Annotated in this window: 27 protein-coding genes and 1 pseudogene; 20 read left to right on the forward strand and 8 right to left on the reverse strand. The window is 61.7% G+C overall.

Features of this window, described 5'->3' with window-relative positions; translation table 11 throughout:
* Window positions 1-9: 9 nt before the first annotated feature.
* On the forward strand, window positions 10-300 hold the full coding sequence (catC, locus tag BBG20_RS25605; protein WP_065908430.1) for a muconolactone Delta-isomerase: 291 nt from the start codon (window positions 10-12) through the stop codon (window positions 298-300).
* Window positions 301-341: 41 nt separating this feature from the next.
* Entirely contained in the window at window positions 342-1,271 is a 930-nt protein-coding gene (gene catA, locus BBG20_RS25610; RefSeq protein ID WP_065908436.1) for a catechol 1,2-dioxygenase, read from the forward strand.
* Between the two features lie 105 nt (window positions 1,272-1,376).
* Here catA and BBG20_RS25615 read toward each other — a convergent pair whose 3' ends face one another.
* Entirely contained in the window at window positions 1,377-1,850 is a 474-nt protein-coding gene (locus BBG20_RS25615; RefSeq protein ID WP_003176072.1) for an Lrp/AsnC family transcriptional regulator, read from the reverse strand.
* Between the two features lie 143 nt (window positions 1,851-1,993).
* On the opposite strand from BBG20_RS25615, the gene kynU reads away from it, so the two are divergent.
* Entirely contained in the window at window positions 1,994-3,244 is a 1,251-nt protein-coding gene (kynU, locus tag BBG20_RS25620; protein ID WP_065908437.1) for a kynureninase, read from the forward strand.
* Window positions 3,245-3,381: 137 nt separating this feature from the next.
* Window positions 3,382-4,788, forward strand: coding sequence for an amino acid permease (locus BBG20_RS25625; RefSeq protein ID WP_065908439.1), 1,407 nt, complete (start codon window positions 3,382-3,384; stop codon window positions 4,786-4,788).
* Here BBG20_RS25625 and BBG20_RS25630 read toward each other — a convergent pair.
* Window positions 4,734-5,624: a LysR substrate-binding domain-containing protein gene (locus BBG20_RS25630; RefSeq protein ID WP_065908441.1), complete on the reverse strand. Its 891-nt coding sequence runs from the start codon at window positions 5,622-5,624 to the stop codon at window positions 4,734-4,736. The genes BBG20_RS25625 and BBG20_RS25630 overlap by 55 nt on opposite strands.
* Window positions 5,625-5,744: 120 nt before the next feature.
* Here BBG20_RS25630 and BBG20_RS25635 point away from each other — a divergent pair, with 120 nt between their 5' ends.
* The 5 genes from BBG20_RS25635 to BBG20_RS25655 all read left to right on the forward strand — a co-directional run bounded on the left by BBG20_RS25635 (window position 5,745) and on the right by BBG20_RS25655 (window position 10,992).
* Complete coding sequence (locus BBG20_RS25635) at window positions 5,745-6,509, forward strand: sulfite exporter TauE/SafE family protein (protein WP_065908443.1); 765 nt, start codon at window positions 5,745-5,747, stop codon at window positions 6,507-6,509.
* Between the two features lie 122 nt (window positions 6,510-6,631).
* Entirely contained in the window at window positions 6,632-7,222 is a 591-nt protein-coding gene (locus BBG20_RS25640; RefSeq protein WP_065908447.1) for an NAD(P)H-dependent oxidoreductase, read from the forward strand.
* A 30-nt stretch (window positions 7,223-7,252) separates the two neighbouring features.
* Entirely contained in the window at window positions 7,253-8,149 is an 897-nt protein-coding gene (locus tag BBG20_RS25645) for a LysR family transcriptional regulator (protein WP_065908448.1), read from the forward strand.
* 103 nt (window positions 8,150-8,252) lie between these two features.
* Window positions 8,253-9,146, forward strand: a complete 894-nt coding sequence (locus tag BBG20_RS25650; protein ID WP_065908450.1) for an NAD-dependent epimerase/dehydratase family protein — start codon at window positions 8,253-8,255, stop codon at window positions 9,144-9,146.
* 400 nt (window positions 9,147-9,546) lie between these two features.
* Window positions 9,547-10,992: a SulP family inorganic anion transporter gene (locus tag BBG20_RS25655; protein ID WP_065908452.1), complete on the forward strand. Its 1,446-nt coding sequence runs from the start codon at window positions 9,547-9,549 to the stop codon at window positions 10,990-10,992.
* Window positions 10,993-11,015: 23 nt separating this feature from the next.
* Here BBG20_RS25655 and BBG20_RS25660 read toward each other — a convergent pair whose 3' ends face one another.
* A complete protein-coding gene (locus BBG20_RS25660; RefSeq protein WP_065908454.1) occupies window positions 11,016-11,396 on the reverse strand; it encodes a lysozyme inhibitor LprI family protein in 381 nt (126 codons plus the stop codon).
* Window positions 11,397-11,644: 248 nt separating this feature from the next.
* On the opposite strand from BBG20_RS25660, the gene BBG20_RS25665 reads away from it, so the two are divergent.
* Genes BBG20_RS25665 through BBG20_RS25680 form a run of 4 tightly spaced genes read left to right on the forward strand, consistent with a single transcriptional unit; the run spans window position 11,645 to window position 15,730 of the window.
* Entirely contained in the window at window positions 11,645-12,994 is a 1,350-nt protein-coding gene (locus BBG20_RS25665; protein ID WP_226939969.1) for a GntT/GntP/DsdX family permease, read from the forward strand.
* Window positions 12,995-13,006: 12 nt separating this feature from the next.
* Window positions 13,007-13,867: a MurR/RpiR family transcriptional regulator gene (locus BBG20_RS25670; RefSeq protein WP_065908458.1), complete on the forward strand. Its 861-nt coding sequence runs from the start codon at window positions 13,007-13,009 to the stop codon at window positions 13,865-13,867.
* A 1-nt stretch (window position 13,868) separates the two neighbouring features.
* A complete protein-coding gene (locus tag BBG20_RS25675) occupies window positions 13,869-15,332 on the forward strand; it encodes an N-acyl-D-amino-acid deacylase family protein (RefSeq protein WP_065908460.1) in 1,464 nt (487 codons plus the stop codon).
* Window positions 15,333-15,361: 29 nt separating this feature from the next.
* The gene (locus tag BBG20_RS25680) at window positions 15,362-15,730 is read left to right on the forward strand and encodes a glyoxalase superfamily protein (RefSeq protein WP_065908461.1); all 369 of its coding nucleotides are present in this window, start codon (window positions 15,362-15,364) and stop codon (window positions 15,728-15,730) included.
* Window positions 15,731-15,964: 234 nt separating this feature from the next.
* Here the strand turns inward: BBG20_RS25680 and BBG20_RS33580 are convergent, their stop codons facing one another.
* Window positions 15,965-16,828 (reverse strand): methyl-accepting chemotaxis protein, encoded by an 864-nt coding sequence (locus BBG20_RS33580; protein ID WP_371920688.1) that lies wholly within the window; start codon window positions 16,826-16,828, stop codon window positions 15,965-15,967.
* A pseudogene (locus BBG20_RS33585) lies at window positions 16,820-18,064 on the reverse strand (methyl-accepting chemotaxis protein); the annotation flags it as partial. The pseudogene BBG20_RS33585 and the gene BBG20_RS33580, both read right to left, overlap by 9 nt.
* A 97-nt stretch (window positions 18,065-18,161) precedes the next feature.
* On the opposite strand from BBG20_RS33585, the gene BBG20_RS25690 reads away from it, so the two are divergent.
* Window positions 18,162-18,779 (forward strand): FKBP-type peptidyl-prolyl cis-trans isomerase, encoded by a 618-nt coding sequence (locus tag BBG20_RS25690; protein WP_065908463.1) that lies wholly within the window; start codon window positions 18,162-18,164, stop codon window positions 18,777-18,779.
* A 120-nt stretch (window positions 18,780-18,899) separates the two neighbouring features.
* On the opposite strand, the gene BBG20_RS25695 is transcribed toward BBG20_RS25690, so the two are convergent.
* The 3 genes from BBG20_RS25695 to BBG20_RS25705 all read right to left on the reverse strand — a co-directional run bounded on the left by BBG20_RS25695 (window position 18,900) and on the right by BBG20_RS25705 (window position 20,796).
* On the reverse strand, window positions 18,900-19,157 hold the full coding sequence (locus BBG20_RS25695) for a PA4570 family protein (RefSeq protein WP_003194088.1): 258 nt from the start codon (window positions 19,155-19,157) through the stop codon (window positions 18,900-18,902).
* Between the two features lie 159 nt (window positions 19,158-19,316).
* Entirely contained in the window at window positions 19,317-19,658 is a 342-nt protein-coding gene (locus BBG20_RS25700; RefSeq protein WP_065908466.1) for a zinc ribbon domain-containing protein YjdM, read from the reverse strand.
* Between the two features lie 169 nt (window positions 19,659-19,827).
* Window positions 19,828-20,796, reverse strand: coding sequence for a polyprenyl synthetase family protein (locus tag BBG20_RS25705; RefSeq protein ID WP_065908467.1), 969 nt, complete (start codon window positions 20,794-20,796; stop codon window positions 19,828-19,830).
* A gap of 239 nt (window positions 20,797-21,035) precedes the next feature.
* On the opposite strand from BBG20_RS25705, the gene rplU reads away from it, so the two are divergent.
* The 6 genes from rplU to BBG20_RS25735 all read left to right on the forward strand — a co-directional run bounded on the left by rplU (window position 21,036) and on the right by BBG20_RS25735 (window position 25,354).
* Complete coding sequence (gene rplU, locus BBG20_RS25710; RefSeq protein WP_007950961.1) at window positions 21,036-21,350, forward strand: 50S ribosomal protein L21; 315 nt, start codon at window positions 21,036-21,038, stop codon at window positions 21,348-21,350.
* A gap of 34 nt (window positions 21,351-21,384) precedes the next feature.
* Window positions 21,385-21,642 carry a 50S ribosomal protein L27 gene (gene rpmA, locus BBG20_RS25715; protein ID WP_003205738.1) on the forward strand — a complete coding sequence of 86 codons (258 nt, stop codon included), beginning with the start codon at window positions 21,385-21,387 and terminating at the stop codon, window positions 21,640-21,642.
* Between the two features lie 194 nt (window positions 21,643-21,836).
* Window positions 21,837-23,060, forward strand: coding sequence for an Obg family GTPase CgtA (cgtA, locus tag BBG20_RS25720; RefSeq protein ID WP_010206489.1), 1,224 nt, complete (start codon window positions 21,837-21,839; stop codon window positions 23,058-23,060).
* A gap of 111 nt (window positions 23,061-23,171) precedes the next feature.
* Window positions 23,172-24,290, forward strand: a complete 1,119-nt coding sequence (gene proB, locus BBG20_RS25725; RefSeq protein WP_005791305.1) for a glutamate 5-kinase — start codon at window positions 23,172-23,174, stop codon at window positions 24,288-24,290.
* Between the two features lie 15 nt (window positions 24,291-24,305).
* Window positions 24,306-24,770, forward strand: coding sequence for a CreA family protein (locus BBG20_RS25730; protein ID WP_065908470.1), 465 nt, complete (start codon window positions 24,306-24,308; stop codon window positions 24,768-24,770).
* A 101-nt stretch (window positions 24,771-24,871) separates the two neighbouring features.
* Window positions 24,872-25,354 (forward strand): glutathione peroxidase, encoded by a 483-nt coding sequence (locus tag BBG20_RS25735; protein WP_065908472.1) that lies wholly within the window; start codon window positions 24,872-24,874, stop codon window positions 25,352-25,354.
* Window positions 25,355-25,802 lie beyond the last annotated feature (448 nt).

Genomic DNA, 25,802 nt, shown 5'->3' on the forward strand with positions numbered 1-25,802 from the left:
GCGCCTGCCATGCTGTTCCACGTAAAAATGACCGTGAACCTGCCCGTCGACATGAATCCCGAGCAGGCCGCCAGCCTCAAGGCCGACGAAAAAGCCCTGGCGCAGCGCCTGCAACAACAGGGCAAATGGCGCCACCTGTGGCGCATCGCCGGGCACTACGCCAACTACAGCGTGTTCGATGTCGACAGCGTGCAAGAGCTGCACGACCTGCTGATGCAACTACCGCTCTACCCCTACATGGCCATCGAAGTGAATGCCCTGTGCCGGCACCCTTCGTCGATCCATGAGGACGACCGCTGAGCCTGTTCTGCACCCAATAATTACAAGATGAGGATTGCACCATGTCCATCCGACTGTCCCAGACTGCCCACGCCCAACAGTTCCTCGAGGAAGCCAGCGGCAACCTCAATGACGGCGGCAGCCCGCGCACCAAGGCGCTGATCTACCGGATCCTGCGCGATACGGTAAACATCATCGAAGACCTCGAAGTGACCCCGGAAGAGTTCTGGAAGGCGGTCAACTACCTGAATGAGCTGGGCAAGAACCAGGAGGCGGGGCTGCTCGCCGCCGGGCTCGGCCTGGAGCATTACCTGGACTTGCTGATGGACGCCGCTGACGAGCAAGCCGGTAAATCCGGCGGCACTCCGCGCACCATCGAGGGCCCCCTGTATGTGGCCGGTGCGCCGCTGTCCAAGTACGAGGCGCGGCTGGACGATGGCACGGACGCCGCGGTGCCGCTGTTCATGCGCGGGCAAGTGCGTGACACCGATGGCAAACCGTTGGCGGGGGCGATCGTGGATGTGTGGCAGGCCAATACCGGCGGCACCTATTCGTGGTTTGACCCGACGCAATCGGCGTTCAACCTGCGTCGGCGCATCGAGACCGACGCCCAGGGCAACTACCGGTTTCGCAGCATCGTGCCGTCCGGCTACGGCTGCCCGCCGACCGGGCCGACCCAGCAGTTGCTTGATCAACTGGGGCGTCACGGGCAGCGGCCGGCGCACATCCACTTCTTTATCTCGGCCCCGGGCCATCGGCACCTGACCACGCAGATCAACCTGTCGGATGATCCGTACCTGCATGATGATTTTGCCTACGCCACGCGGGATGAATTGATCGCCGAAATTCGCTTCAGCGACGATCCGCAACTGGCCCGGGAATTTGGCGTGGAAGGGCGGTTTGCGCAGATTGATTTTGACTTCGAGCTGCAGGTGGCTGACGCACCGGTAGAGCAGAAACGCATGCAGCGCGTGCGCGCCCTCGAAGACTGAACGCGGTAAACAATGTGGGAGCTGGCTTGCCTGCGATAGCGGTGGTGAATGACACACCGCCATCGCAGGCAAGCCAGCTCCCACAGTTGATGTGGGGTGTTCGTGCTATTTGCGCACTACCAGATCCAGCACCTCATCCCGGTCCTTGATCTTCTGCAACACGATCTCCGAGCGAATATCCATCACCCCCGCCGTGCGGTTCAGGTGGTTCACGATGAAGTCCGAAAAATGCTTGAGGTTGCGTGCCTGCACCCGCAGCACATAGTTGCTGGCGCCGGTGATCACATAGGCACTGGCGACCTCCGGCCAGCCTTGCACCTTCTTGATGAACGTCTCGTGCCAATCCTCCACATCCTGGCGCAATGACAGGTGGACGATGGCCTCCAGTTCAATCCCCAACTGCTCGGCATTCAGGACCGCGCGGTAGCCGCTGATGATTCCCTCGCTCTCCAGCAGGCGCAACCGGCGCAGGCAGGCGGAGGGCGACAGGGCGACCTTTTCCGCCAGTTCCTGGTTGCTGATACGCCCATCCTGTTGCAGAAAATGCAGGAGGCGAAGGTCGGTGGCGTCAAGAATCATGGTTAGAATAAATCCGCGTATTTGGAGGTTAAATTCGAATTTCCTACAGCTTAATTAGCCTGTTACCTACCACTTTGCACGAAAATTCTCTAAAGCTTCGTTCATTATTTGGTCCATATTCCTTATAAAAACCAGGACAGCCCATGACCCTTCGAAGCCATTGCCAAGCCCTAGACGCCCAGGATCCCCTGGCGCCGCTGCGTCAACAGTTCGCCTTGCCGGCGGGCGTGATCTACCTCGACGGCAACTCCCTCGGTGCACGCCCGGTGGCCGCGTTGGCGCGGGCGCAGGCGGTGATCGCCGAAGAGTGGGGCAACGGCTTGATTCGCAGTTGGAACAGCGCGGGCTGGGCGGATCTGTCGCAGCGCCTGGGCAATCGCCTGGCACCGCTGATCGGTGCGCGCCACGGCGAAGTGGTGATCACCGATACCACCTCGGTCAACCTGTTCAAAGTGCTCAGCGCGGCGCTGAGCGTGCAGCGCCAGCGCACGCCGGCACGCAAGGTGATTGTCAGCGAAGCGAGCAACTTTCCCACCGACCTGTATATCGCCGAAGGCCTTGCAGAACTGCTGCAACAAGGCTATTCCCTGCGGCTGGTCAACAGCCCCGACGAGCTGCCCGAAGCCATCGACCAGGACGTGGCAGTGGTGATGCTCACCCACGTCAACTACAAGACCGGCTACATGTACGACATGCAGGCACTCACCGCCTTGAGCCATGAGTGCGGCGCGTTGAGTATCTGGGACCTGGCGCATTCGGCGGGCGCGGTGCCCATCGACCTGCACGCCGCGGGGGCTGATTACGCGATTGGCTGCACCTACAAATACCTGAACGGCGGGCCGGGCTCCCAGGCGTTTGTGTGGGTGAATCCGGAGTTGGTGGATGTGGTGCGCCAGCCATTGTCGGGCTGGTTCGGGCACACTCGGCAGTTCGCCATGGAGTCGACCTACGCGCCCAGCAGCGGCATTGCACGCTACCTGTGCGGCACGCAGCCGATCACTTCGTTGGCCATGGTCGAATGCGGCCTGGAAATTTTTGCCCAGACCGACATGGCCAGCCTGCGCGCCAAGTCGCTGGCCCTGACCGACCTGTTTATCGACCTGGTGGAAGCCCGTTGCGCCGCCCACGACCTGGTGCTGATCACCCCGCGTGACCACGCCCGGCGAGGCAGCCATGTGAGCTTCGAACACCCTGAAGGCTACGCGGTGATCCAGGCGTTGATCGCCCGTGGCGTGATCGGCGATTACCGCGAGCCGCGCATCATGCGCTTTGGCTTTACCCCGCTGTACACCAGCTTTACCGAGGTGTGGGACGCCGTGGAAATTCTCGGTGAAATCCTCGACAACGCCACGTGGGACCAGCCGCAATTCAAAGTCCGCAACAGCGTTACTTAACGGCAACACCTTTCACATGTGGGAGCGGGCTTGCCTGCGATGGCGATGGCGAATTCACCGACATCATCGCAGGCCAGCCAGCTCCCCCAGGGTCCAACACCGGCAACAACCATCACAATAATAAAGGGGCACCCCACGTGACCACGCCAGACAACGGCTTTGCAGAGATTACCCACCGCGAACTGGGCCTCAGGCGCCAGCTCACTTCCGGCCAGATGAGCATGATCGCCATCGGTGGCGCGATCGGTACCGGGCTGTTCATGGGCAGCGCCTATGCCATCGGCTATGCCGGGCCGAGTGTGCTGATCAGCTACGCCATCGGCGCGCTGATCACCTTGCTGCTGATGGGCTGCCTGGCTGAGATGACGGTGGCCCATTCCACCTCCGGCTCGTTTGGCGCCTACGCCGAGTTCTACATCAGCCCGCTGGCCGGATTCCTGGTGCGTTATGCCTATTGGGCGGCGATTGTGCTGGCAGTGGGCGCCGAGGTCACGGCGGTGGCGATGTACATGAAGTACTGGTTCGCCAACGTACCTGAGTGGGTATGGATCGTGTCGTTTTCCAGCGTGCTGATCCTGCTCAATGCGATCAGCGTGAAAACTTTCGGCACCTTCGAATACTGGTTCTCGACCATCAAGATCAGCGCCATCGTCGCCTTCATCCTCCTCGCCGTCTACGTGGTGTTCGGCTCTGGCAACCCGGAATATGGCGTACAGAACTACACGGCCCACGACGGCTTTTTCCCGCATGGCCTGAGCGGCATGTGGATCGCGGTGATCGTGTCGATCTTCAGCTACCTCAGCGTGGAGATGATCGCCGTCGCCGCCGGTGAAGCGGCTGACCCGGAACAAGCGGTGAAAAAGGCCTTTCGCGCGACCATCGTGCGGCTGGTGGTGTTCTACCTGCTGACCTTGGCGCTGATGCTCGCCATCGTGCCCTGGAACCAGGCGGGCCAGACCCAGAGCCCGTTCGTCACGGTGATGCAGACCATCGGCATTCCCGGGGCGACCGGGGTGATGAATTTCGTGATCCTGATCGCGGCGCTGTCGGCAATGAACAGCCAGCTCTACATCACCACGCGGATGATGTTCAGCCTGTCTCGCGCAGGTTTTGCGCCCAAGTCCATGGGCGCCCTGAGCAAGAGCGGTATTCCGTTGAATGCGCTGTTGCTGTCCAGCTCGGGCATCGCGCTGGCGACCTTGCTTAACGTGGTGTACCCGGAAAGCTCGTTCACCCTGATGATGGCGATCTCGATGTTTGGCGCGATCTTCACCTGGTTCATGATCTTCCTCACGCACCTGTTCTTCCGGCGCTATCGCCAGCGCCATGGCGGCGCGAAGCTGTCGTTCGAACTGCGCCTGTTTCCCTACAGCACCTTGCTGGGCCTGGTGCTGATGGGCGCGGTGATGATCACCACGTACTTCACCGACGCGTTCAAGATGACCCTGGTGTTTGGCGTGCCGTTCCTGCTGATCCTGTCGGCGGTGTATTACGGGTTTTTCCGCAAGGGCAGGGCCAAGGCATCGAGCAAGGCCCTGGCGTAACCCGGCAATTGTTCGAACGAGCGTGCGCATAACAGCAATCGGCGACAGGCCCAGTCCTCCTTGAGCGGCAGGGCCTTGAAGCGGTGCTCCAGCGGCCAGCGTTCCAGCGCGGCCTGGGGCACGATACCCAGCCCGGCGCCGCCGGCGACCATGCGAATCAGCCCATCAAAGCCATCGGCGCGAATGCGCGTCTGCAAGCGAAAACCCGCGTGCAGCGCCTGCTCCTCCAGGTACACCGCGAGTGCGCTGTTGGCGGCCAGGCCTACGTAGTCGTATTGCAGGCTGTCGATGAAACTCGCCGTGGTTAACGGATGATCGAGGGGCATGATCAGCACCAGCGGGTCGTCGCGAAACGCCAGCGTCTGCAAACCGTGGGTGTCGACCGCATCAGAGATGATTCCCAGGTCGGCCGTGCCTTGGCGCAAGGCCTGGGTGATGCGCAGGCTCGGCAGCTCCTGCAGGTCGATATCCAGGTTGGCGTGTTCGCGCAGGAAATCCGCCAGCAGTTCCGGCAGGTATTCGCTGAGCGCGGTGGTGTTGCACAACAGGCGCACCTGGCCTTTGACGCCATTGGCGTATTCCGCGAGGTCCTGTTGCAGGTGGTCGGCTTGTTGCAACAGCAGGCGCGCGTGGCGGGCCAGGGCTTTGCCGGCCGGCGTTGGGGTGACGCCACGACGGCCGCGCTCAAGAAAGGCGATGCCCAGCGAGGCCTCCATCGCCCGGATGCGCGCACTGGCCGCCGCCAGGGACAGATGACTGCGCGCGGCGCCGGCGGTGATGTTGCCGGTGTCGAGTATGTGCAGGTAGAGGCGCAGGTCGATCAAATCAAAGTGCATGGCGGCTGTTCTCGGGTGACTGGCTTGCCAGCGATGGCGTCCTCAGCCTCACGCAAAACAAGAGGCTGCCTCAGTATATGGCGAATTTCCCCCCGCATCGAAACCCCTCACAATCGCCCCATGAATACCTTCCTGACCTTCTACCAAAACCTCGGCCCAGCCCTGACGCTGCTGGTGATCGGCACCTTCCTGCTGGCCGGCACCGTCAAGGGGGTGATCGGCCTCGGCCTGCCCACCGTCGCCATGGGCATGCTCGGCCTGGCTATGCTGCCGGCGCAGGCTGCGGCGTTGCTGATCATTCCCTCGACAGTCACCAATCTCTGGCAACTGGCCTTCGGCGGGCACCTGAGCGCCTTGTTCAAGCGCCTGTGGCCGCTGCTGTTGCTGATTTTTCTCGGCACCGGGCTCGGCAGCGTGTGGCTGGGCATGGACGGCGGCCATTGGGTGGTGCGTGCGCTCGGCGGAGCCTTGCTGGTGTACGCATTGAGCGGGCTGTTTTTGCCCACGCTCAAGGTAAAGCCCGAGACCGAACGCTGGCTCGGCCCGCTGTGTGGGCTGATCACGGGGGTGATCACCTCGGCCACCGGTGTGTTTGTGATTCCGGCTGTGCCGTACCTGCAGGCATTGGGCTTGAACCGCGATGAGTTGGTGCAGGCGCTGGGCCTGTCGTTCACGGTTTCGACGCTGGCGCTGGCCGCCGGTTTGGCCTGGCGCGGCAACCTCGGCGGTGGCGAAATCAACGCCTCGATCTTGGCGTTGTTCCCGGCGCTGCTGGGGATGTGGCTGGGCCAGACGCTGCGCCAGCGCATCAGCGCGGTGGTGTTCAAACGCGTATTTTTCATCGGTATGGCGCTGTTGGGGGGGCACCTGCTGATTGGCGGATAATTCACGAGTACGTAGTTATTCGTGCGTAGGGGTCAAATGTATTTTGCTGCACCACCGCTTATTCCCAGGGTTGCGAGTCGCTAGTCTGCCGCCAGACATTTCTAACCCCTTGGATCCCTGCGATGAAAAAAGTCCTCCTGCTCAACGGCGGTAAAAAGTTCGCCCACTCCGATGGTCGCTACAACGCCACCCTGCACGACGCCGCCGTGGCCGTGCTGGACCGTGGCGGTATCGACGTCAAAGTCACCCACATTGACGAAGGCTACGATGTCGCCGAAGAAGTGGCCAAATTCCTCTGGGCCGACGTGATCATCTACCAGATGCCCGGCTGGTGGATGGGCGCACCGTGGATCGTCAAAAAGTACATCGACGAAGTCTTCACCGAAGGCCACGGCAGCCTGTACGCCAGCGACGGCCGCACCCGTTCCGATTCGTCGCAGAAATACGGCAGCGGCGGCCTGATCCAGGGCAAGCAGTACATGCTCTCGCTGACCTGGAACGCGCCGCAGCAAGCCTTCGACGACCCGAGCGATTTCTTTGAGGCCAAGGGCGTCGACGCGGTGTACTTTGCGTTCCACAAGGCCAACGAGTTCCTCGGCATGACCGGCCTGCCGACCTTCCTGTGCGTGGACGTGATGAAACGCCCGGCCATCGAGGCCGACGTGGCGCGCTACGAGCAGCACCTGGCGCAGGTGTTCAACCTCTCGGTGTAAGCTGGCAGGAATCGATAAAGAGGACAGCCTGTGAAAGCCCGATCCGATGAGCTCCAGATCTTTGTCAGCGTGATTGAATGCGGTTCGATTTCCGCCGCAGCGGAGCAGGTCGGGCAGACGCCCTCTGCGGTCAGCCGCACCCTGTCGCGCCTTGAAGCCAAGCTCGACACCACGTTGATCAACCGCACCACGCGGCGCATGGACCTGACCGAGGAGGGTAAATACTTCTTCGAGCAGGCCAAGGTGATCCTGGCGCAGATGGAGGAGCTGGAAGAACGCTTGTCGTCGCGTCAGAAAAATCCGGCCGGGCGCCTGCGCATCAATGCTGCCGTACCGTTCATGCTGCATGGGATCGTGCCGTACATCGACGAGTTTCGCCGTTTGTACCCGGATATCCAGTTGGAGCTGAACAGCGATGACTTGATCATCGACCTGCTGGAACAGAGCACCGACATTGCCATTCGCATCGGCGTGCTGGCCGATTCGACCCTGCATGCGCGCGCCCTCGGCTGGTCGCCGCTGCATATCCTCGCCAGCCCTGAATACCTCAAGCAGCACGGCGCCCCGGCAACGGTGGCCGAGCTGGCCGACCACACGTTGCTGGGGTTTACCCAGACCGAAACCCTCAACCACTGGCCATTGCGCCATGTGGAGGGCGACCGCTGGCTGATCCAGCCGGGGATTGCTGCGTCGAGTGGCGAAACGCTGCGTCACCTGGCGTTGGCAGGGCAGGGGATTTGCTGCCTGTCGAATTTCATGACCCTGGAAGACATCAGCGCCGGGCGCCTGGTGCCGGTGCTGGAAGCGTTCAATACCGGTTATCGCCAGCCGATCCACGCAGTGTTCTACCGCAACTCGCAACTGGCGCTGCGCATCCAGTGCTTCCTGGACTTCATCCAGGCCAAATTGGCGCGCTATGCCCGTTGATTCGTGACCTGCGCGCAAGAGTGAATTGGGCACCAGGGGCTTATTCGCCAGGGAGGGGTCCGTAACAATGGGCCCATCACTTACCCAGTCAGGAGCACACTCCATGAACGTATTCGTCACCGGCGCTGCAGGTTTTATCGGCGGCTCCATCGCCACGGGCCTGGTCAAGGCCGGCCATCACGTTACCGGCCTGGTGCGCAGCGCCGAGCAAGCGGCTGAAATGAGCGCCCTGGGCATTACCCCAGTCATCGGCACCCTGGATGACGCCGGCGTATTGACCGAGCAGGCCAAGCGCGCCGATGCGGTGATCAACGCTGCGAGCAGCGACCATCGTGCTGCCGTGGAAACCTTGCTGGCGGCGTTGAAAGGTTCGAACAAGCCATTCCTGCACACCAGCGGTTCGAGCATTGTTGGTGATGCATCCGGCGGCAAGGCCAGTGATGTCATCTACTTTGAAGACAACCTGCCGGCGCCGACGGTCGACAAGGCTGCGCGCGTGGCCATCGACAACCTGATCCTGGCGGCCGCCAACGACGGCGTGAACTCGGCGGTGATCTGCAACACCTTGATCTACGGGCACAGCCTGGGTGTGAAGCGGGACAGCGTGCAATTGCCGCGCTTGCTCAAGCAGGCCCGCAAGAGCGGCGTGGTGCGCCACGTGGGGACCGGGCAGAACATCTGGTCCAACGTGCACATTGACGACGTGGTGGCCCTGTATCTGCTGGCGCTGACCAGGAACGTGCCGGGCACCTTCTACTTTGTGGAAAGCGGCGAGGCGGCGTTTATCGACATGACCACCGCGATTGCCGCCGCCCTGAACCTGGGCCAGCCGCAGGATTGGCCATTGGCCGAGGCTGAAGCCGAGTGGGGCTATGAAATGGCCAACTATGGCCTGGGCTCCAACAGCCGCGTGCGCGGCAAACACGCGCGTGAACTGCTGGGCTGGGCGCCGAAGCGTACGTCGGTGGTGGAGTGGATTCGCCACGAGATGGTCTGAGTTTTCTGCCGCTCAACTTGTGGCTGTAGCTGTGGCTATGGCTGTAGTTGTAGTTGGGCGGCCGGGCTTTTTGTGGCGAGCGGGCTTGCCCCGCGTTGGGCTGCGAAGCAGCCCCATCCCAGCCACCACCTATATTCCGACAGATATGCGCTGAATGGTTTGGGGGGGCTGCTTCGCAGCCCAACGCGGGGCAAGCCCGCTCGCCACATGGAACGCGTCCGCCACACGAAATTGCCTATCACACCAAGCCCGTCCGCCACACACGCGTGCCTGTCAGAACGACTCCGTTTGTCACAACCGGCCCGTTCCCCACCGGGGAGTGCCTGCCTGAAAAATCTGGTTCTGCCGCGCTCAATTCCGTACCATTCCCGGCCTTATCCCCGCAATGCCCTGGTACCTCATGAACCTCACCCGTCTGCGCGCCGATGCCCTGGCCGGCCTCACCACGTCTTTTGCGTTGCTGCCCGAATGCATCGCCTTTGCCCTGGTCGCCCACCTCAACCCGCTGATGGGCCTCTACGGCGCCTTTATCATCTGCACTCTCACGGCGCTGTTTGGCGGCCGGCCCGGCATGGTGTCGGGGGCGGCGGGCTCGATGGCGGTGGTGATCGTCGCGCTCGTGGTACAGCACGGCGTGGAGTACCTGCTGGCGACGGTGCTGCTGGGCGGCCTGATCATGGTCGCGTTCGGCCTGTTGCGCCTGGGCAAGCTGGTGCGCATGGTGCCGCACCCGGTGATGCTGGGGTTCGTCAACGGCCTGGCGATCATTATTGCGCTGGCGCAACTGGAACACTTCAAAAGCGGTGACACCTGGCTCAGCGGTACGCCGTTGTATGTGATGACCGGCCTGGTGCTGGTGACCATGGCCATCGTCTACCTGCTGCCGCGCATAACGCGCGCCGTGCCGCCGGCCCTGGTGGCGATTCTCGGCGTGGGCCTGGCGGTGTACCTGCTCGGCCTGCCGACCCGCACCCTCGGCGACATGGCCCACATCGCCGGCGGCCTGCCGACCTTTGCCCTGCCGCAGATCCCCTGGACCCTGGAAACCCTCGGCATCATCGCGCCCTACGCGTTCCTGATGGCCATGGTCGGCCTGCTGGAAACCCTGCTGACCTTGAACCTCACCGACGAAATCACCGAAAGCCGGGGCTACCCCGACCGCGAAAGCGTGGCCCTGGGGGCGGCGAATATGGTCTCGGGCCTGTTCGGTGGCATGGGCGGTTGCGCGATGATCGGGCAAACCGTGATCAACCTCAGTTCTGGCGGGCGCGGGCGTTTTTCCGGGGTGTTCGCCGGGGTGATGATCCTGTTGTTCGTTCTGTTTCTGTCACCGCTGATCGAGCGGATCCCGCTGGCGGCGCTGGTGGGGGTGATGTTTGTGGTGTCCCAGCAGACCTTCGCCTGGGCGTCGCTGCGGGTCATCAACAAAGTGCCGTTCAATGACGTGCTGGTGATTCTCGCGGTGACGGTGATCACCGTGTTCACCGACCTGGCCACCGCCGTGCTGTGCGGCATCGTGATTGCCGCGCTGAATTTTGCCTGGCAACAGGCGCGGGAGTTGTATGCCGATGAGCACCTGGAGGCCGACGGCAGCAAGCTCTATCGCCTGCACGGCACCTTGTTCTTCGCCTCGACTACGCCATTCCTGAATCAATTCGATCCAGCCAACGACCCGGCCGAGGTGACGCTGGACTGCCGTCACCTGAGCTTTGTCGACTATTCAGCGATTGCCGCGCTGATGACCCTGCGCGAGCGCTACATCAAGGCCGGCAAGCACCTGCGGGTGCTGCATTTGTCCGAGCGCTGCAAGAAGCTGCTCAAGCGCGCCAAGGTCCATCACGATTAACCTGCCGGCTTCTACAAGGGGAATTATGGCCCGACCAGGTCTTCGAGTTCCTGGGCGCGGGTCTGGGTCATGTCCAGCACGCAGCCGGAGCCATTGACCTGGTCGATCGTGCCGCCGGTGGCACTGCCGGCGAAGGCACAATTGGCGTCGCGGTATTTTATCCACAGGCGCTGCACGTCCTGCAGCTGCTGTTTGCGCGCGCCTTCCTGGGCGGCGAGGGCGGTCTTGTAGGCGCGGTTCAGGCGATCGTCCTGCACCTTGGCTTCCTTGGCGTTGCAACCGACCATGTCGGCGGTCGTGTTGGCGCCGTCCATGCATTTTTTCAGCGCCGCGTTATCGGCGGCCGAGGCAGCGCCGCACAAGGTCAGAAACAGCGCGCCGGCGGCGAGGGAGGTGCGAATCATGGTCGATTTTCCTGGGCATGAGTGGATGCGCATTCTATGACTCAACGCCCGCCCCTGAGTTTCCGGCAGTTGCTGATCTTCATGTAAGAACACACCTTGAATTTTCATGCGTGCGTGTCGGGCATATCCCAACGCGACAGCACGTGTCTGTGGGCGAAAATTACTTTCATAAAATTTGAAAATGCTCCTCGGTAATGATTTATGAGTTTCACAACCAATTCGACGTGACCCTTTCCGAGGAGTACCGCATGGCCGCATTACCGGGCTTTGGGCTATTGGCATACGCTGCCATTGCCATCATTGCATTGATCGTGCTGATTGCACGTTACCGACTCAACCCGTTTATCGTCATCACCCTGGTGTCCATCGGCCTCGCGCTGATGGCCGGGATGCCGGCGGACACCATCATGGGGTCTTATGAGGCGGGTGTCGGCAAGACGCTGGGGCACATCGCCCTGGTGGTGGCGCTGGGCACCATGCTCGGCAAGATGATGGCCGAATCCGGCGGCGCCGAGCAGGTGGCGCGCACGCTGATCAACCGCTTCGGCGAGCGCAATGCCCACTGGGCCATGGTGTGCATCGCCTTCCTGGTGGGGCTGCCGCTGTTTTTCGAGGTCGGTTTTGTGCTGCTGGTGCCGATCGCCTTTACCGTGGCGCGGCGCGTGGGCGTGTCGATCCTGATGGTCGGGCTGCCGATGGTCGCCGGCTTGTCGGTGGTGCATGCGCTGGTGCCGCCGCACCCGGCGGCGATGATGGCGGTGCTGGCCTATAACGCATCGGTGGGGCAGACCGTGCTCTACGCGATCCTCATCGGCATCCCGACGGCGATCATCGCCGGTCCCGTGTATGCCAAATTCATCGTGCCGCGTATTCATCTGTCGGCGGAAAACCCGCTGGAACGCCAGTTCATCGAGCGCGAGCCTCGCGAGCGTTTGCCGAGCTTTGCGCTGACCATGGGTACCATCCTGTTGCCGGTGGTGCTGATGATGATCGGCGGTTGGGCCAACGTCATTTCCACCCCGGGCACCGGGTTCAACCAATTCCTGTTGTTTATCGGCAACTCGGTGATCGCCCTGCTGGTGGCGACCCTGGTGAGCTTCTGGACCCTGGGCCTGGCGCAAGGCTTCAACCGCGAGTCGATCCTCAAGTTCACCAATGAATGCCTGGCGCCGACCGCGAGCATCACCTTGCTGGTGGGCGCGGGCGGTGGCCTGAACCGGATCCTTGTGGATGCAGGCGTCACCAATGAAATCCTTGGCCTGGCCCATGCGTTCCAGTTGTCGCCGCTGGTGATGGGGTGGCTGTTTGCAGCCCTGATGCGCATTGCCACGGGTTCGGCCACGGTGGCCATGACCACCGCATCCGGCGTGGTAGCGCCGGTTGCCCTGGGAATGGGTTATCCACACCCTGAATTGCTGGTGCTGGCCACCGGTGCGGGTTCGGTAATCTTTTCCCACGTCAACGACGGCGGCTTCTGGCTGATCAAGGAATACTTCAATATGACGGTGATCCAGACCTTCAAGACCTGGACCGTATTGGAGACCCTGATTTCGGTGGTCGCCTTCGGTCTCACGTATGGTCTGTCCTGCATTTTGTAACCCGGAGACCCCATGGACATCCTCTACCAGATCCGCGCCCGCCAGGATTCCTTCAGCGCCGGCGAAGGGCGTATCGCCAGGCTGATGCTTGAGGATGTGGCATTTGCCGCGTCGGCCAGCCTGGAAGAGTTGTCCCAGCGGGCCGAAGTCAGCACCGCAACCTTGTCGCGGTTTGCGCGCAGTGTCGGCTGTCGCGACTTGCGCGATCTGCGCCTGCAGCTGGCCCAGGCCAGTGGTGTCGGCAGTCGCTTCCTGGACCCGGCGGGGCTGCCCGAGCAGTCGGCGTTTCATCGGCAGATACTCGGCGATATCGAAACGACGTTGCGTCAGCATTTGTCGGGGTTCAACCAGGCGAGTTTTGTCGATGCGGTCAACCTGCTCGGCAAGGCGCGGATGATTCACGCCTTCGGCATGGGCGGCCCATCGAGCCTGTGCAGCGACGAGTTGCAGGTGCGCCTGGTGCGCCTGGGGTACCCGATTGCTGCCAGCCATGACCCGGTGATGATGCGGGTCACGGCCGCGACGCTGGGGCCCGAACAGGCACTGATCGTCTGCTCGCTGACCGGCCTCACGCCCGAGTTGCTGGAGGTGGTGAAGCTGGCGCGCAACTATGACGCGCGCATCGTCGCTATCACCCTGGCCGATTCTCCACTGGCCGAATTGGCGGATGTCCTGCTGCCGCTGCAACCGGCCGAAACCAGTTTTATCTACAAACCCACGGCGGCGCGCTACGGAATGCTGCTGGCCATCGACCTGCTCGCCACCGAGCTGGCGCTGGCCATGCCGGACGACAACCAGGAACGCCTGCGCCGGATCAAGCTGGCCCTGGACGATTATCGCGGCGGCCCTGACAGCCTGCCGCTTGGAGACTGATATGAAGTACGACACGCTGATTCGCCAGGCGCTGATCATCGATGGCAGCAACACCGAAGGCTATGTTGCCGATGTGGGGCTGCGCGACGGGCGCATCGCAACGATCGGCGATTTGTCGGCAGCACGCGCCGAGCATGAAATCGAGGCCGCGGGCCGGGTGCTGGCACCGGGTTTCATCGACGTGCACACCCACGATGACACGGTGGTGATCCGCCAGCCGCAGATGCTGCCCAAGCTCAGCCAGGGTGTGACCACGGTGATCGTCGGCAACTGTGGCATCAGTGCGTCGCCGGTGAGCCTGCGCGCCGCGCCGCCGGACCCGATGAACCTGTTGGGCACGCGTGAAGCCTTCGCCTATCCGCGTTTTATCGACTACCGCCTGGCGGTCGAAAACGCTCACCCGGCCGTCAACGTCGCCGCGCTGATCGGCCACACGGCGCTGCGCAGCAACCATATGGACGATCTGCACCGCACCGCCACGCCCGGTGAAATCGCGCACATGCGGGCGCAGTTGCAGGAAAGTCTCGAAGCCGGCGCGCTGGGCTTATCCACAGGCCTGGCCTACGCCAGTGCGTTCGATGCCGAGACCGATGAAGTGCTGCAACTGAGTGAAGAACTGACGGCCTTCGGTGCGGTGTACACCACCCATCTGCGCAGCGAATTCGAGCCGGTGCTGGAGGCGATGGACGAGGCTTTCCTGATCGGCCGGCATGCCAAGGCGCCGGTGATCATTTCCCACCTCAAATGCGCCGGTGCCGGTAACTGGGGGCGTAGTCCACAGCTGTTGGCGGCGCTGGAGCTGGCGGCGAAAACCCACCCGGTGGGCTGTGATTGTTATCCCTATGCGGCGAGTTCTTCGACCCTGGACCTCAAGCAAGTCACCGATGCGTTTCGCATCACCATCACCTGGTCCACGCCGCATCCGGAAATGGGCGGGCGTGACTTGCAGGACATCGCTGCCGAGTGGGACGTTTCGCTGATGGACGCGGCGCGTCGCCTGCAACCGGCAGGGGCGGTGTACTACGGGATGGATGAAGCGGATGTACGACGCATCCTTGCGCATCCGCTGTCGATGGTGGGGTCGGACGGTTTGCCCGAAGACCCGTTTCCGCACCCGCGTTTATGGGGCGCGTTTCCACGGGTGCTGGGGCATTTCAGCCGTGACGTGGGGTTGTTTCCACTGCACACGGCGGTGCACAAAATGACCGGGTTGTCGGCGGCGCGTTTTGGCCTGGCTGAGCGCGGTGAAATCCGTGAAGGGTATTGGGCTGACCTGGTGTTGTTCGATCCCCTGCAGGTGCGCGATGTGGCGGACTTCAAAGCCCCGCAACGTGCCGCCGAGGGCATTGACGGTGTGTGGGTCAATGGCGTGCTGAGCTACAGCGACGGGCAGGCCAATGGTCAGCGGCCGGGACGGTTTTTGGCGCGCAGCGGGGATTTGCGCGGCGGGTTTTCGTCTCTATAGTGGGCGATCTCATACACGGAGCGAGCGCAATGCACTTAGGAAAAGTCACCCCCATCCTGCGGATCTTCGACGAGGCCAAGGCGTTGGAGTTTTACGTCGATTTCCTCGGGTTCAAGGTGGATTGGCAGCATCGCTTCGAAGCGAATTTCCCGCTGTATTTGCAGGTGTCGTTGGGCGACTGCGTGCTGCATCTGTCCGAACACCACGGCGATGCTTCGCCCGGCTCGGCGGTGCGGATTCAGGCGCAGGGCGTGGACGCTTACCAGCAGCAATTGCTGGCCAAGGATTATCGGTATGCCAAGCCTGGGGTTGAAGCAACGCCTTGGGGCTCGCGGGAGATGAGCATCGGCGACCCATTTGGCAATCGGCTGGTGTTTGTCGAGGAAGGCGAGGGCTGATCGGTCAATCGCAGGCAATAAAAAACCGCCTGGGTAGGCGGTTTTTTTTGCAATCCCAGTGAGTGGCTGGGGTTGCTATCTAAAAAGACGCAATCAACCCGCAGACGGATACTAGGCCGGTTATGTAATCACGCCACTAATCACGTGTGGACATTCCTGCGGGACAGCTTCGATGACCTCTAAGGTCTGAGAAGTGGAGCCGCCTCGGCTTAAACCGAGGCGGCTTTTTGTTGCTTAAACCCGGAAGTGACTGACCATCTGCTGCAATTGGCTGCCCAAACGCGCCAGCTCAACGCTGGACTTGGCCGTCTCGTCGCTCGCCGTTGCAGTCTGCTCCGACACATCACGCACGTTGACAATGCTGCGGCTGATCTCTTCCGCAACGGCGCTCTGCTGTTCGGCGGCGGCGGCGATCTGCTGGTTCATCGACTGGATATTCGACACCGTGCGGGTGATGTTCTCCAGCGACACGCCGGCCTTGCGCGTCAGCTCGACGCTGCTGTCGGTGAGGCTGCGGCTGTTGTTCATCACATTGGCGACTTGCTGGGTGCCGTTCTGCAAACCGGCCACCAGGCCTTCGATTTCCTCGGTGGATTTCTGTGTGCGCTGGGCCAGGCCACGCACTTCATCGGCCACCACGGCAAAGCCGCGACCGGCTTCACCGGCACGCGCCGCTTCAATCGCGGCGTTGAGGGCGAGCAGGTTGGTCTGTTCGGCTACGGCCTTGATCACGTCCATTACGCTGCCAATCTTGTTGCTCTCTTGCTGCAGGTGCGTCATCGCGTCGGTGGAGCGCGCTACTTCGGTGGCCAGGCGCTCGATCTGGGCGATGGCTTCCGCCACGACCTTGTCGCCTTCGCGGGCCTGGCCGTCGGCTTCGGAAGCCGCCTGGGAGGCTTGCTCGGCATTGCGCGCCACTTCCTGCACGGTGGCGGTCATTTCATGCATCGCGGTGGCGACCTGGTCGGTCTCGATCTTCTGGCTGTTTACGCCGGCGCTGGTCTGCTCGGTCACGGCCGACAGCTCTTCGGCGGCGCTGGCGATCTGGGTGACGCCATCACGAATGCCGCTGATCAGCTCGCGCAGGGTCGTGCCCATGCGCTGGATGCCTTGTTGCAACACGCCGAGTTCATCGCGGCGGGTCACCTGGATGTTGTGGCTCAGGTCGCCGGAAGCGATGCGCTCCACCACGGCCAGGGTTTCCTGCAAGGGTCGGGTGATCTGGCGGGTGATCACCAGGGCGGCAATGACACCGACCAGCAGCGCCAGCAACGTGCTGATCAATTGCAGGCTGCGGGCCTGGGCGCTTTCGGCGTCACGGCGATCCAGCTGGATGTCGTACAGCTTGTCGCTGATGGTGACAATGTCGGCGCCTTGGGTGGTCATTTCGGCGCGGGCGGCGACGATGTTGGCGTTGGCAGCCTTGTAGTTCTGCACGGCGCTGCGGTAGTCGCCCAGGGCGGTTTCCAGCGCGCTCAACGCGCTTTGCTGGCCGGCACCGAAAACGGCGCTGAGGCCCTTCAGGCCGTTGATGGCTTTTTCGATTTGTGCGGCGGCGCGGGCTTCGGTTTCCGCGTTGACGTTGCCGGTGTAGCCGCGCACTTCGTAGCGGGCCAACTGGAATTGCATCTTGGCATCGGCGACGGCCTGGAACTGGGCCAGGTGCTCGGAGCTGTCCGGGGCTTGCTTCACGCTGGTTTCCAGCGCGTTGATTTGTGCATTGGCGATGTCGGCCTTTTCGCCCATCAGCTGGCGAGAGGCATTACCGTTACGGTAGGCCTCGCGCATTTTGTTCAACGACTGCTGGTAGGCGGTGATGATGTTTTTCTGCTCGGTGAGCAGCTTGCGGTTTTCCGGGCTCTTGAAGCTGTCCAGCAGTTTCTGCTGCTGAGCCGTGAACGCGTCCAGGTTGGTCTGTACGTTCTGGGCCACGGCTTCGTCGCCGTTGGCGAGCATGTACTGCAGGCGCACGATCCGCAGTTTGGTCAGCGACGCATTGAGCTGGGTGATGTCGCTCATCCAGTTGCTGCGGTCGATCAGGCCGCCCAGGCTGGTCCAGCCGGTCAGGGCCAGGATTGACGTGAGGACCAGCACCAGGCCGAAGCCCAGGCCGAGTTTGAGATTGACGCTAATGTTGCCGAACCAGCTGTTCATCGAATGCTCCGCAAAAATTGATGTCTGTCTGCTGGACGGTGTTGTTCTTTGAGCCAGCCAAGTTGTGTAGGGCTGTATCGGCGGGGGGCAAGGAATCTGAACCTTTATTCGTAAGCCGATAGGCATCGCCGCCGCATAACCGACCAGCGGCGCTCGGTCGGCGGGCTGCGCGCGGCTCATCCCGGACTGACATTCTGTGCTAGTCTGCTGGCCCTTTTAGTTTCGGGCAGTGCAGGAAAACAGTGTTTTCAGCCCTGCCCTACAGCGGAGCCTCTTCATGTCCGAAGTTAATCTGTCCACCGACGAAACCCGCGTCAGCTACGGTATCGGCCGTCAGTTGGGCGACCAACTGCGCGACAACCCGCCACCGGGTGTCAGCCTGGACGCAATCCTGGCTGGCCTGACCGACGCGTTCGCCGGCAAGCCAAGCCGCGTTGACCAGGAGCAAATGGCTGCGAGCTTCAAAGTCATCCGCGAAATCATGCAAGCCGAAGCCGCTGCCAAGGCTGAAGCCGCTGCAGGTGCCGGCCTGGCATTCCTGGCGGAAAACGCCAAGCGTGACGGCATCACCACCCTGGCTTCCGGCCTGCAATTTGAAGTGTTGACCCAAGGTGACGGCGCCAAGCCGACCCGTGAAGACCAAGTGCGTACTCACTACCACGGCACGTTGATCGACGGCACGGTGTTCGACAGCTCCTACGAGCGCGGCCAGCCTGCAGAATTCCCGGTGGGTGGCGTGATCGCCGGCTGGACCGAAGCCCTGCAACTGATGAATGCCGGCAGCAAATGGCGCCTGTACGTGCCGAGCGAACTGGCTTACGGCGCTCAAGGCGTTGGCAGCATCCCGCCGCACAGCGTTCTGGTGTTCGACGTCGAGCTGCTCGACGTTCTGTAAGACCTGCTTTATGTGGGAGCCGGGCTTGCCCGCGATGCAGACGACTCGATCCGAGCTGTTATCGAGTGGAAGACATCGCAGGCAAGCCAGCTGCCACACAGGGCCTGTGTGTTGGCTGGTTCATGGATGGAACTTGCCATTGAGTTCCGTGGCCGGGCGCAAAGCTCGGGCATAGCAGAACAGAAACAGATTGCGCACCACTTCCTTGAGTACACCGGGTTCACTCGAACTCAGGCCATTCACGTCCAGGTCGCCCTGGTCCTGCAGTTCATTGAGTGCCTCTTCTTCCAGCACCGCACAGACTTCGCCGGTTTCCCGATGCAGGATCCGCAGGTAAGGGTGTGGACGATCCAGCCAGGCATCTATCAAATAAGTCATGGTCGTTCTCCTTGATGAGTTTCAATGAGAATAATTCTTATTCGTAGAATAGCAAGTGCCTATTGGCGGTTTCCGGGTTTTTCTGTGTGGATATTGCGTTCGATCAACGCAGAGGGCGAAACGCCATCCCGCGGCGGGCGCGGGATGGGTGCAGCAGATTCAGACTTTGCGCACGAACTCGGACTTGAGTTTCATCGGGCCAATGCCGTCGATCTTGCAATCGATATCGTGGTCGCCGTCGCACAGGCGGATGTTCTTGACCTTGGTGCCGACCTTGACCACCAGGGACGTGCCCTTGACCTTGAGGTCCTTGATCACGGTGATGGTGTCGCCGTCCTGCAGGACGTTGCCCACAGAGTCTTTCTTCACGGTTTCATCGCCCGCCACTTCGGCCTCGCCACTGGCGGACCATTCATGGGCGCATTCCGGGCAGACCAGCTGGGCGCCGTCTTCGTAGGTGTATTCGGAATTGCACTTCGGGCAGGGTGGCAACGTGCTCACTAAAGCTCCTTGAAAGTCAGGGATGGCTAAAAGTCGCACATTATATAGGGATTTGTAGGGGGAGGGGGCGATGTGGTCTTAATGTAGGAGCGGGCTTGCCTGCGATGACTGCAGTGAATTCACTACCGCTATCGCAGGCAAGCCCGCTCCTACATCAAGTGCGGCGCAATCAGTGCGTCCGCGCGACCGCGAACTCACTCAGCTCAACCAGGGCATCCCGGTATTCGCTGGCCGGAAGGGCTTCCAGGCATTTGATCGCACGGGCCACGTAGTCACGCGCCAATTGCGCGGTGTACTCGAGGGAACCGGAGGCTTCCACGGCGACGCGGATGGCCTCCAGGTCCTCGATCCCGCCTTTCTGGATCGCCTTGCGCACCAGGGCGGCCTGTTCCGGGGTGCCTTCGCGCATGGTGTAGATCAGCGGCAAGGTCGGCTTGCCCTCGGCCAGGTCGTCACCGACGTTCTTGCCCAGGGTCTCGGCATCGCCCTTGTAGTCGAGCAGGTCGTCGACCAGCTGGAACGCCACGCCCAGGTGATCCCCGAAGGTGCGCAGGGCTTCGGCCTGTTCGGCCGTCGCGCCACACAGGGCGGCGGCGCTGTGGGTCGAGGCTTCGAAGAGCATCGCGGTCTTGCCGCGAATCACTTCCATATAGGTTTCTTCGGTGGTGCTGGCGTCGCGGACCTTGGACAGCTGCAACACTTCGCCTTCGGCGATGATGCGCGTGGCCTGTGAAAGAATCTTCATCACCGGCATCGAGCCCAGCTCGACCATCATTTCGAACGAGCGCGAGTACAGGAAGTCGCCCACCAGCACGCTCGGGGCGTTGCCCCACATCGCATTGGCGGTCTCACGGCCACGGCGCATGCCGGACATGTCGACCACGTCGTCATGCAGCAGGGTGGCGGTGTGCAGGAACTCGATAGTGGCGGCCAGCAGGCGCACGTCATCGCCTTCGCGACCCAGGGCCTTGCCGCACAGCAACACTAATAAAGGACGCAGGCGCTTACCGCCCGCCGACGTAATATAGTCGCCAATTTTGGAGACCAGCGGCACTTTAGACGTCAGCTGCTGCTTGATGATGCCGTCGACGGCGCTAAAATCGTCCGCGACCGCGCGGTAGAAAGCTTGGGGTTGCATCAGCGACAGTCGCTCCAGAAGGGTTGCGCGGCATGCTAGGACCCTGACCCCCGGGTGTCAAGGCGCGATAGGCGGCCACTTGCAACGTATCAAAGCCTTGCGTACAATCGCGCACCCTGAACTTCCTGGGCAGCACCTGCCTTACGCAATTGCATTCGGGACGTCCATCCCATGCAGCCATGCCAGCCAATACCTCTTCTTATAAAGCGCTGGGTGAGCAGGATTATCGGAGAAATACCATGTCGTACGCAGTAATTGTTACTGGTGGCAAGCAATACAAGGTCGCCCCAGGTGAATACCTGAAGATCGAAAAACTGGAAGTCGCTACCGGCGAATCCGTTACTTTTGATCGCGTTCTGTTGGTCGCCAATGGCGATGACGTGAACATCGGCGCTCCAGTTGTTGCTGGCGCTACCGTTGTGGCTGAAGTGATCTCCCAAGGTCGTCACGATAAAGTCCGCATCATCAAGTTCCGTCGTCGTAAGCACCACATGAAGCGTATGGGCCACCGCCAGTGGTACACCGAGATCAAAATCACCGGTATTCAGGCTTAATTTCAGCCTAATTCCTCACTAGGAGAATTGACTCATGGCACACAAAAAAGCTGGTGGTAGTACCCGTAACGGTCGCGACTCAGAAGCCAAACGCCTTGGCGTGAAGATGTATGGCGGCCAGGCTATCAAAGCGGGCAACATCATCGTGCGTCAGCGCGGCACCCAATTCCACGCTGGCTACGGCGTTGGTATGGGTAAAGATCACACCCTCTTCGCTAAAGTCGAAGGCGTGATCAAGTTCGAAGTAAAAGGCGCCTTCGGTCGTCGTTACGTAAGCGTTATCGCAGCTTAATTGCGAGACCGCTGGAAAAGCCCTGTCTTGCGACGGGGCTTTTTCGTTTGTGGGGTGAGTCTCTTGCAAAGCTGTTTGTAATGGGCGAGAGCAGCTGGATGTGTGGTCGTTGCTTGAGGTCGCTGCGCTCATTTTTGCAAGAGTCTTATGTCTTGGTTTTTTAAGCTCGTCCGTGCGGCGAGAGGCGTTTTGTTATGAAGTTCGTTGATGAAGTTTCCATCCGAGTAAAAGCAGGCGACGGCGGTAACGGTTGCATGAGTTTCCGTCGCGAAAAATTCATCGAAAACGGTGGTCCAAACGGCGGTGACGGCGGTGACGGCGGTTCCATCTACATGATGGCCGACGAAAACCTCAACACCCTGGTCGACTACCGTTACACCCGGCACTTCGATGCCGAGCGTGGCTCCAACGGCGGCAGCACCGACTGCACCGGCAAGAAAGGCGAAGACCTGGTACTGCGCGTACCGGTCGGCACCACCATTATCGACTCCGCGACCCAGGAAGTGATTGGCGACCTGACCAAGGCCGGCCAGAAGTTGATGGTAGTGCAGGGCGGCTGGCACGGTCTGGGTAACACCCGATTCAAGTCCAGTACCAACCGTGCACCGCGCCAGACCACGCCGGGCAAGCCAGGCGAGCAGCGTGACCTCAAGCTGGAAATGAAAGTACTCGCCGACGTGGGCCTGCTGGGCCTGCCGAATGCCGGCAAGAGTACCTTCATCCGCTCGGTCTCGGCCGCCAAGCCGAAAGTCGCCGACTACCCGTTCACTACCCTGGTGCCGAACCTGGGTGTGGTCAGCGTCGACCGCTGGAAAAGCTTCGTGATCGCCGACATTCCCGGCCTGATCGAAGGCGCTTCCGATGGTGCTGGCCTGGGGATTCGCTTCCTCAAGCACTTGTCGCGTACCCGTTTGCTGCTGCACCTCGTCGACATGGCGCCGCTGGATGACACCAGCGCACCGGACGCCGCCGAAGTGATCGTCAGCGAGCTGACCAAGTTCAGCCCGTCCCTGGCTGAGCGTGATCGCTGGCTGGTGCTGAACAAGTGCGACCAGATCCTCGAAGAAGAACACGAGGAGCGCGTCAAGGAAATCGTCGATCGCCTGGAGTGGGAAGGTCCGGTCTACGTGATCTCGGCCATCGCCAAAGAAGGCACCGAGCGCCTGACCCGCGACATCATGCGCTACCTCGAAGACCGTGCCGACCGCCTGGCGGCCGATCCGGTGTTCAAGGCCGAACTGGCCGAACTCGACCAGCGCATCGAAGACGAAGCTCGCGCCCAGCTGCAGGCCCTGGATGACCAGCGTGCCCTGCGCCGCAGTGGCGTGAAGTCGGTCCATGACATCGGCGACGATGATTGGGACGAAGAAGACGTGGATGATGAAGACGGTCCGGAAATCATTTACGTGCGTGACTGATCCGTTGCGATAAACTTGAACGCCGCTCCCTGGAGCGGCGTTTTGGTATCCGGGTATAACGTTATGGGCGGCGCTGGGTCGCGTGCAGCCCTCACTCTAAGGTTGAAGAAGATGCGGAGCAAAGTGACAGGTGCGCAGCGCTGGGTCGTAAAGATCGGAAGTGCGCTGCTGACGGCAGACGGCAAGGGGCTGGATCGCGCAGCCATGAGCGTCTGGGTCGAGCAGATGGTGGCCTTGCATGAGGCGGGCGTGGAGTTGGTGCTGGTGTCGTCCGGGGCGGTTGCCGCCGGGATGAGCCGCCTCGGCTGGACCGCGCGACCCAGCGCGATGCACGAACTGCAAGCCGCCGCCGCCATCGGCCAGATGGGCCTGGTGCAAGCCTGGGAATCCAGCTTTGCCGAGCACGGCCGCCACACGGCGCAGATCCTGCTGACCCACGACGACCTGTCCGACCGCAAGCGCTATCTCAATGCCCGCAGCACCCTGCGCGCGCTGGTGGAGCTCAAGGTCATTCCGGTGATCAACGAAAACGACACCGTGGTCACCGACGAAATCCGTTTCGGCGACAACGACACCCTGGCCGCCCTGGTGGCCAACCTGGTGGAAGCCGACCTGCTGGTGATCCTCACCGACCGCGACGGCATGTTCGACGCCGACCCACGCAACAACCCCGATGCCCAGCTTATTTATGAAGCGCGTGCCGATGACCCGGCGCTGGACGCCGTGGCCGGCAGCGTCGGCGGTGCATTGGGCCGTGGCGGCATGCAGACCAAGCTGCGCGCAGCCCGTTTGGCCGCACGCTCCGGCGCCCACACGATCATCGTCGGCGGGCGCCTGGAGCGCGTGCTGGATCGCCTCAAGGCCGGTGAGCGCATCGGTACGCTGCTGTCGCCGGAACGCGGCATGCTGGCGGCGCGCAAACAGTGGCTGGCCGGTCATCTGCAAACCCGTGGCACCCTGGTGCTGGATGAAGGCGCGGTATCGGCGTTGTCCCAAGGCAACAAGAGCCTGCTGCCAGTCGGCGTCAAGTTGGTCCAGGGCAGCTTCCGCCGTGGCGAAATGGTGGTGTGCGTGGCGCCGGATGGTCGTGAGATCGCCCGTGGCCTGGCCAACTACAGCGCCCTGGAAGCGCAGAAAATTATCGGACAATCGTCTGATGCGATTGTCGGACTCTTGGGTTACATGGCGGAACCGGAACTGGTGCACCGCGATAACCTGATCCTGGTTTAACCAAAGGAATACACGATGCGTTTAATGAAGGGATTGCTCGGCCTGCTGCTGGCCATGCCGTTGCTGGCTTCGGCTGAAGAGATCGGTCAGGTGTCGACGGTGTTCAAGTTTGTCGGCCCCAACGATCGGATCGTGGTCGAAGCGTTTGATGACCCCAAGGTCGACGGCGTGACCTGCTACCTGTCGCGTGCCAAGACCGGCGGCGTCAAGGGCGGCCTGGGCCTGGCCGAGGACCGCGCCGAAGCTTCGATTGCCTGCCGCCAGGTCGGCCCGATCCACTTCAAGGGCGAACTCAAGGACGGCGACGAGGTCTTCAAGGAACGCACCTCGTTGGTGTTCAAGACCATGCAGGTCGTGCGCTTTCTCGACAAGAAGCGCAACACCCTGGTGTACCTGGTCTACAGCGACCGCCTCATCGAAGGCAGCCCGCAGAACGCGGTCACGGCGATTCCAATTTTGCCGTGGCCGACCGCTCAGTAATCCGCAGGCGAGTTTTGTAATCGGCGTCTATGATTGCAGGCTTGCGGGTTGTAATCTCGATACGTCGCAATGCGAAGAACATGGGATATCTGGAGTTCGTCATGAGTGCTTTCCACGACCTGAAACTCAAAGCGTTGGACGGACAAGAGCTGCCGCTGGCGCCCTTCAAGGGGCAAGTCGTGCTGGTGGTCAACGTCGCCTCCAAATGTGGCTTGACCCCGCAATACGCGGCGTTGGAGAACCTCTACCAGCAGTACAAGGACCAGGGGTTCACCGTGCTGGGCTTGCCTTGCAACCAGTTTGCAGGCCAGGAACCGGGCACCGAGGATGAAATCCGCGAGTTCTGCAGCCTCAACTATGGCGTGACGTTCCCGCTGGGCAGCAAGCTCGATGTGAATGGCCCTGAGCGTCACCAGCTGTACCGCCTGCTGGCGGGCGAGGGCGCCGAGTTTCCTGGGGATATCACCTGGAATTTCGAGAAATTCCTGCTTGGTAAAGACGGCCGGGTCCTGGCGCGTTTCTCGCCACGTACCCCCCCGGAAGACCCGTCGATCATCCAGGCCATCGAAAAAGCCCTGGCTTGAATACCGGGCTGGCTTCGACGAGCGGCTTTTTTGTGGTGAGCCGGCTTGTTGTGCCTGGCAGGCTTGATGGGGTGAGCAGGCTTGTTGTGGCTAGCAGGCTTGATGGGGTGAGTGGGCTTGTTGTGGCTAGCATGCTTCATGTGGCGAGCGGGCTTGTCCCGCGTTGGGCTGCGAAGCAGCCCCAAAACCCTCCACCTCGGAATCTCTGAAAAACTACGGTGACCTGATTGGGGCTGCTGCGCAGCCCAACGCGGGGCAAGCCCGCTCGCCACAAGGTGCCTGCGCAATAAGCGCGCTCATCCCAGCCCAACAGCTACTACGCTCCCCTGCTTTTACTTCTTAGTCACCCCCATCAATTTTGTGGTGAGCCGGCTTGTTGTGGCTAGCAGGCTTGATGGGCTGAGCAGGCTTGTTGTGGCTAGCATGCTTCATGTGGCGAGCGGGCTTG

The sequence above is a fragment of the Pseudomonas aylmerensis genome (assembly GCF_001702265.1).
Lineage (GTDB): Bacteria > Pseudomonadota > Gammaproteobacteria > Pseudomonadales > Pseudomonadaceae > Aquipseudomonas > Aquipseudomonas aylmerensis.

Bases quoted from the DNA above. Each gene is read 5' to 3' on its own strand.
- catC (WP_065908430.1), top strand. From the start codon at position 10: ATGCTGTTCCACGTAAAAATGACCGTGAACCTGCCCGTCGACATGAAT.
- catA (WP_065908436.1), top strand. From the start codon at position 342: ATGTCCATCCGACTGTCCCAGACTGCCCACGCCCAACAGTTCCTCGAG.
- BBG20_RS25615 (WP_003176072.1), bottom strand. From the start codon at position 1,850: ATGATTCTTGACGCCACCGACCTTCGCCTCCTGCATTTTCTGCAACAG.
- kynU (WP_065908437.1), top strand. From the start codon at position 1,994: ATGACCCTTCGAAGCCATTGCCAAGCCCTAGACGCCCAGGATCCCCTG.
- BBG20_RS25630 (WP_065908441.1), bottom strand. From the start codon at position 5,624: ATGCACTTTGATTTGATCGACCTGCGCCTCTACCTGCACATACTCGAC.
- BBG20_RS25635 (WP_065908443.1), top strand. From the start codon at position 5,745: ATGAATACCTTCCTGACCTTCTACCAAAACCTCGGCCCAGCCCTGACG.
- BBG20_RS25640 (WP_065908447.1), top strand. From the start codon at position 6,632: ATGAAAAAAGTCCTCCTGCTCAACGGCGGTAAAAAGTTCGCCCACTCC.
- BBG20_RS25650 (WP_065908450.1), top strand. From the start codon at position 8,253: ATGAACGTATTCGTCACCGGCGCTGCAGGTTTTATCGGCGGCTCCATC.
- BBG20_RS25655 (WP_065908452.1), top strand. From the start codon at position 9,547: ATGAACCTCACCCGTCTGCGCGCCGATGCCCTGGCCGGCCTCACCACG.
- BBG20_RS25660 (WP_065908454.1), bottom strand. From the start codon at position 11,396: ATGATTCGCACCTCCCTCGCCGCCGGCGCGCTGTTTCTGACCTTGTGC.
- BBG20_RS25665 (WP_226939969.1), top strand. From the start codon at position 11,645: ATGGCCGCATTACCGGGCTTTGGGCTATTGGCATACGCTGCCATTGCC.
- BBG20_RS25670 (WP_065908458.1), top strand. From the start codon at position 13,007: ATGGACATCCTCTACCAGATCCGCGCCCGCCAGGATTCCTTCAGCGCC.
- BBG20_RS25675 (WP_065908460.1), top strand. From the start codon at position 13,869: ATGAAGTACGACACGCTGATTCGCCAGGCGCTGATCATCGATGGCAGC.
- BBG20_RS25680 (WP_065908461.1), top strand. From the start codon at position 15,362: ATGCACTTAGGAAAAGTCACCCCCATCCTGCGGATCTTCGACGAGGCC.
- BBG20_RS33580 (WP_371920688.1), bottom strand. From the start codon at position 16,828: ATGGGCACGACCCTGCGCGAGCTGATCAGCGGCATTCGTGATGGCGTC.
- BBG20_RS25690 (WP_065908463.1), top strand. From the start codon at position 18,162: ATGTCCGAAGTTAATCTGTCCACCGACGAAACCCGCGTCAGCTACGGT.
- BBG20_RS25695 (WP_003194088.1), bottom strand. From the start codon at position 19,157: ATGACTTATTTGATAGATGCCTGGCTGGATCGTCCACACCCTTACCTG.
- BBG20_RS25705 (WP_065908467.1), bottom strand. From the start codon at position 20,796: ATGCAACCCCAAGCTTTCTACCGCGCGGTCGCGGACGATTTTAGCGCC.
- rplU (WP_007950961.1), top strand. From the start codon at position 21,036: ATGTCGTACGCAGTAATTGTTACTGGTGGCAAGCAATACAAGGTCGCC.
- rpmA (WP_003205738.1), top strand. From the start codon at position 21,385: ATGGCACACAAAAAAGCTGGTGGTAGTACCCGTAACGGTCGCGACTCA.
- cgtA (WP_010206489.1), top strand. From the start codon at position 21,837: ATGAAGTTCGTTGATGAAGTTTCCATCCGAGTAAAAGCAGGCGACGGC.
- proB (WP_005791305.1), top strand. From the start codon at position 23,172: ATGCGGAGCAAAGTGACAGGTGCGCAGCGCTGGGTCGTAAAGATCGGA.
- BBG20_RS25730 (WP_065908470.1), top strand. From the start codon at position 24,306: ATGCGTTTAATGAAGGGATTGCTCGGCCTGCTGCTGGCCATGCCGTTG.
- BBG20_RS25735 (WP_065908472.1), top strand. From the start codon at position 24,872: ATGAGTGCTTTCCACGACCTGAAACTCAAAGCGTTGGACGGACAAGAG.